This window comes from Nocardia albiluteola, from assembly GCF_018860155.1.
Taxonomy (GTDB): Bacteria; Actinomycetota; Actinomycetes; order Mycobacteriales; family Mycobacteriaceae; genus Nocardia; species Nocardia albiluteola.
Genome location: NZ_JAHKNI010000036.1, coordinates 1 through 5,409 on the forward strand (window position 1 = coordinate 1; position 5,409 = coordinate 5,409).

At 55.4% G+C, this 5,409-nt stretch carries 3 rRNA genes; all 3 read left to right on the forward strand.

The features are described 5' to 3' along the window. The first annotated feature begins 196 nt into the window (after window positions 1–196). The 3 genes from KO481_RS42535 (at window position 197) to rrf (ending at window position 5,399) form a co-directional block, all read left to right on the forward strand. Window positions 197–1,713 (forward strand): 16S ribosomal RNA (locus KO481_RS42535). 334 nt (window positions 1,714–2,047) lie between these two features. Next, window positions 2,048–5,152, forward strand: a 23S ribosomal RNA gene (locus tag KO481_RS42540). Between the two features lie 130 nt (window positions 5,153–5,282). Next, window positions 5,283–5,399: ribosomal RNA gene (gene rrf / locus KO481_RS42545) — 5S ribosomal RNA — on the forward strand. The 16S, 23S and 5S rRNA genes sit together here, the layout of an rRNA operon. The last annotated feature ends 10 nt before the right edge of the window (window positions 5,400–5,409 follow it).

A 5,409-nucleotide genomic window follows, 5' to 3' on the forward strand; every position in this document is an offset into this window, starting at 1 on the left:
GTGCGTGTGTTCTTTGAGAACTCAATAGTGTGTCGATGAATGTCAGTGCCAAATATTTATTTTGGTTCCGGCGCTTACACCCCCGTGTGGGTGTCGGACATTTTTGTCAGCTATTTTCCGGCTGGCGTTTAAGTTAGGTTTTCGGACTCTGGTTCGAGTTACTTCCGATTGACCCCTCGGGGTTGGTTGAGAGTCTTCAACGGAGAGTTTGATCCTGGCTCAGGACGAACGCTGGCGGCGTGCTTAACACATGCAAGTCGAGCGGTAAGGCCCTTCGGGGTACACGAGCGGCGAACGGGTGAGTAACACGTGGGTGATCTGCCTTGCACTCTGGGATAAGCCTGGGAAACTGGGTCTAATACCGGATATGACCACTTACTGCATGGTTTGTGGTGGAAAGATTTATCGGTGCGAGATGGGCCCGCGGCCTATCAGCTTGTTGGTGGGGTAACGGCCTACCAAGGCGACGACGGGTAGCCGACCTGAGAGGGTGATCGGCCACACTGGGACTGAGACACGGCCCAGACTCCTACGGGAGGCAGCAGTGGGGAATATTGCACAATGGGCGGAAGCCTGATGCAGCGACGCCGCGTGAGGGATGACGGCCTTCGGGTTGTAAACCTCTTTCGACAGGGACGAAGCGCAAGTGACGGTACCTGTAGAAGAAGCACCGGCCAACTACGTGCCAGCAGCCGCGGTAATACGTAGGGTGCGAGCGTTGTCCGGAATTACTGGGCGTAAAGAGCTTGTAGGCGGTTTGTCGCGTCGATTGTGAAATCTTGCAGCTCAACTGCAAGCCTGCAGTCGATACGGGCAGACTAGAGTACTTCAGGGGAGACTGGAATTCCTGGTGTAGCGGTGAAATGCGCAGATATCAGGAGGAACACCGGTGGCGAAGGCGGGTCTCTGGGAAGTAACTGACGCTGAGAAGCGAAAGCGTGGGTAGCGAACAGGATTAGATACCCTGGTAGTCCACGCCGTAAACGGTGGGTACTAGGTGTGGGTTTCCTTCCACGGGATCCGTGCCGTAGCTAACGCATTAAGTACCCCGCCTGGGGAGTACGGCCGCAAGGCTAAAACTCAAAGGAATTGACGGGGGCCCGCACAAGCGGCGGAGCATGTGGATTAATTCGATGCAACGCGAAGAACCTTACCTGGGTTTGACATACACCAGAAAGCTATAGAGATATAGCCCCCCTTGTGGTTGGTGTACAGGTGGTGCATGGCTGTCGTCAGCTCGTGTCGTGAGATGTTGGGTTAAGTCCCGCAACGAGCGCAACCCTTATCTTATGTTGCCAGCGCGTAATGGCGGGGACTCGTGAGAGACTGCCGGGGTCAACTCGGAGGAAGGTGGGGACGACGTCAAGTCATCATGCCCCTTATGTCCAGGGCTTCACACATGCTACAATGGCCGGTACAGAGGGCTGCGATACCGTGAGGTGGAGCGAATCCCTTAAAGCCGGTCTCAGTTCGGATCGGGGTCTGCAACTCGACCCCGTGAAGTTGGAGTCGCTAGTAATCGCAGATCAGCAACGCTGCGGTGAATACGTTCCCGGGCCTTGTACACACCGCCCGTCACGTCATGAAAGTCGGTAACACCCGAAGCCGGTGGCCTAACCCTTGTGGAGGGAGCCGTCGAAGGTGGGATTGGCGATTGGGACGAAGTCGTAACAAGGTAGCCGTACCGGAAGGTGCGGCTGGATCACCTCCTTTCTAAGGAGCACTTCTACGCAATGCTCTTCGAAGAGTCGAATGAGAATGCGTCAGAGACCGTTTCGGCCTCACATGTAGGCCGGCGGACGCTCATGGGTGGAACACTGACAATCTTCATCGCATCATGTTCGAGGCCATGTCTTCGAGCGCGGTGAATATACCGACACACTATTGGGTCCTGAAAGAACACGCGAAAGCGAGTTTCTTTCTAGGAAATCAGACGACGAGATTGATTCTCAGTCATACCGCGGAACATTGGTTCCGGCTGGTGCTGGATCAAGAATCTTTCTTGTGTGTTGTTTGAGAACTGCACAGTGGACGCGAGCATCTTTGTTTGTAAGTGTGTAAGAGCGTACGGTGGATGCCTTGGCACCAGGAGCCGATGAAGGACGTAGGAGGCTGCGATAAGCCTCGGGGAGCTGTCAACCGAGCTGAGATCCGAGGATTTCCGAATGGGGAAACCCAGCACGAGTGATGTCGTGTTACCTGCCACTGAATATATAGGTGGTGTGGAGGGAACGTGGGGAAGTGAAACATCTCAGTACCCACAGGAAGAGAAAACAACATGTGATTCCGTGAGTAGTGGCGAGCGAAAGCGGATGAGGCTAAACCATGCGGATGTGATAGACGGCAGTCGTTGTCCGTGTGGGGTCGTGGGATTGTTCTTCTTCATTCTGCCGAATGGAGCGTGAGTCAGAAACCGTTGTGTTAGCTGAATTGGTCTGGGATGGCCGACCGTAGACGGTGAGAGTCCGGTAAGCGAAAACTCAACGGCTCATGTGAGCAACTCCCGAGTAGCAGCGGGCCCGTGAAATCTGCTGTGAATCTGTCGGGACCACCCGATAAGCCTGAATACTACCTGGTGACCGATAGCGGACTAGTACCGTGAGGGAAAGGTGAAAAGTACCCCGGGAGGGGAGTGAAATAGTACCTGAAACCGTGCGCTTACAATCCGTCAGAGCCCTCGTTGTGGGGTGATGGCGTGCCTTTTGAAGAATGAGCCTGCGAGTCATCGGTGTGTGGCGAGGTTAACCCGTGTGGGGGAGCCGTAGCGAAAGCGAGTCCGAATAGGGCGTTTGAGTCGCACATCATGGACCCGAAGCGGAGTGATCTACCCATGGCCAGGGTGAAGCGACGGTAAGACGTCGTGGAGGCCCGAACCCACTTAGGTTGAAAACTGAGGGGATGAGTTGTGGGTAGGGGTGAAAGGCCAATCAAACTCCGTGATAGCTGGTTCTCCCCGAAATGCATTTAGGTGCAGCGTCGCGTGTTTCTCATCGGAGGTAGAGCTACTGGATGGCCTAGGGGGCCTACAAGCTTACCGAAGTCAGCCAAACTCCGAATGCCGATGAGTGAGAGCGCGGCAGTGAGACTGCGGGGGATAAGCTTCGTAGTCGAGAGGGAAACAGCCCAGATCGCCGGCTAAGGCCCCTAAGCGTGTACTAAGTGGAAAAGGATGTGGGGTCGCTTAGACAACCAGGAGGTTGGCTTAGAAGCAGCCACCCTTGAAAGAGTGCGTAATAGCTCACTGGTCAAGTGATCCTGCGCCGATAATGTAGCGGGGCTCAAGTACACCGCCGAAGCCGCGGCATTCAATCATTATCTTGCCTTCGGGCCAGGAGATTGGATGGGTAGGGGAGCGTCCTGCAGCCAGGGAAGCGCCGGAGTGATCCAGGTGTGGAGGCTGTGGGAGTGAGAATGCAGGCATGAGTAGCGAAAGACGAGTGAGAAACTCGTCCGCCGAATGACCAAGGGTTCCTGGGCCAGGTTAATCCGCCCAGGGTGAGTCGGGACCTAAGGCGAGGCCGACAGGCGTAGTCGATGGACAACGGGTTGATATTCCCGTACCCGTGTATCCGCGCCCAGTGGCGAATCATCTGTGCTAAGTGTCCTGAACCGGACGGATCACCTTCGGGTGACTGGAAGGGGATGCACACGATCCTGGGTGTAGTAGTCAAGCGATGGGGTGACGCAGGAAGGTAGTGGGGCCACGTGGTGGATTACGTGGTGTAAGCCTGTAGGGCGCGACATAGGCAAATCCGTGTCGCATGAGCCTGAGAGGTGATGCATAGCCGTTGAGGCGAATTCCATGATCCTATGCTGCCGAGAAAAGCCTCTAGTGAGTTGGTACACGGCCCGTACCCCAAACCGACACAGGTGGTCAGGTAGAGAATACTAAGGCGATCGAGATAACTGTGGTGAAGGAACTCGGCAAAATACCTCCGTAACTTCGGGAGAAGGAGGGCCACTTCTGGTGAACGGATTTACTCCGGGAGCTGGCGGTGGTCGCAGAGACCAGTGAGAAGCGACTGTTTACTAAAAACACAGGTCCGTGCGAAGTCGTAAGACGATGTATACGGACTGACGCCTGCCCGGTGCCGGAAGGTTAAGAGGACCGGTTAGCTCTTCGGAGCGAAGCTGAGAATTTAAGCCCCGGTAAACGGCGGTGGTAACTATAACCATCCTAAGGTAGCGAAATTCCTTGTCGGGTAAGTTCCGACCTGCACGAATGGCGTAACGACTTCTCAGCTGTCTCCACCACAGACTCGGCGAAATTGCATTACGAGTAAAGATGCTCGTTACGCGCGGCAGGACGAAAAGACCCCGGGACCTTCACTATAGCTTGGTATTGGTGTTCGGTGCGGTTTGTGTAGGATAGGTGGGAGACTGTGAAAACGGCACGCCAGTGTCGTGGGAGTCATCGTTGAAATACCACTCTGATCGTATTGGACTTCTAACCTCGGACCGTGATCCGGTTCAGGGACAGTGCCTGGTGGGTAGTTTAACTGGGGCGGTTGCCTCCTAAAATGTAACGGAGGCGCCCAAAGGTTCCCTCAGCCTGGTTGGTAATCAGGTGTCGAGTGCAAGTGCACAAGGGAGCTTGACTGTGAGACTGACAGGTCGAGCAGGGACGAAAGTCGGGACTAGTGATCCGGCACCTACGTGTGGAAGTGGTGTCGCTCAACGGATAAAAGGTACCCCGGGGATAACAGGCTGATCTTCCCCAAGAGTCCATATCGACGGGATGGTTTGGCACCTCGATGTCGGCTCGTCGCATCCTGGGGCTGGAGTAGGTCCCAAGGGTTGGGCTGTTCGCCCATTAAAGCGGCACGCGAGCTGGGTTTAGAACGTCGTGAGACAGTTCGGTCTCTATCCGCCGCGCGCGTTAGAAACTTGAGGAAGGCTGTCCCTAGTACGAGAGGACCGGGACGGACGAACCTCTGGTGTGCCAGTTGTTCTGCCAAGGGCACGGCTGGTTGGCCACGTTCGGAAGGGATAACCGCTGAAAGCATCTAAGCGGGAAGCCTGTTCCAAGATGAGGTTTCTCACCCCCTCGAGGGGGTAAGGCCCCCAACAGATCATTGGGTTGATAGGCCAGAACTGGAAGCCCTGTAAGGGGTGTAGGTGACTGGTACTAATAGGCCGAGGACTTACCAACAAAGCTGCTACGCGTCCACTGTGCGGTATCTGAAACAACACACAGATACCGGAGAAGAAGACAGATGTGAGTTCCCGGATATTTTTTCGGGGATGACAGGTCTGGCTCTCTGTGTCTAGTTTCATAGAGTTACGGCGGCTATAGCGGTGGGGAAACGCCCGGTCCCATTCCGAACCCGGAAGCTAAGGCCACCTGCGCCGATGGTACTGCACTCGCCAGGGTGTGGGAGAGTAGGACACCGCCGGAACATCCTTTGC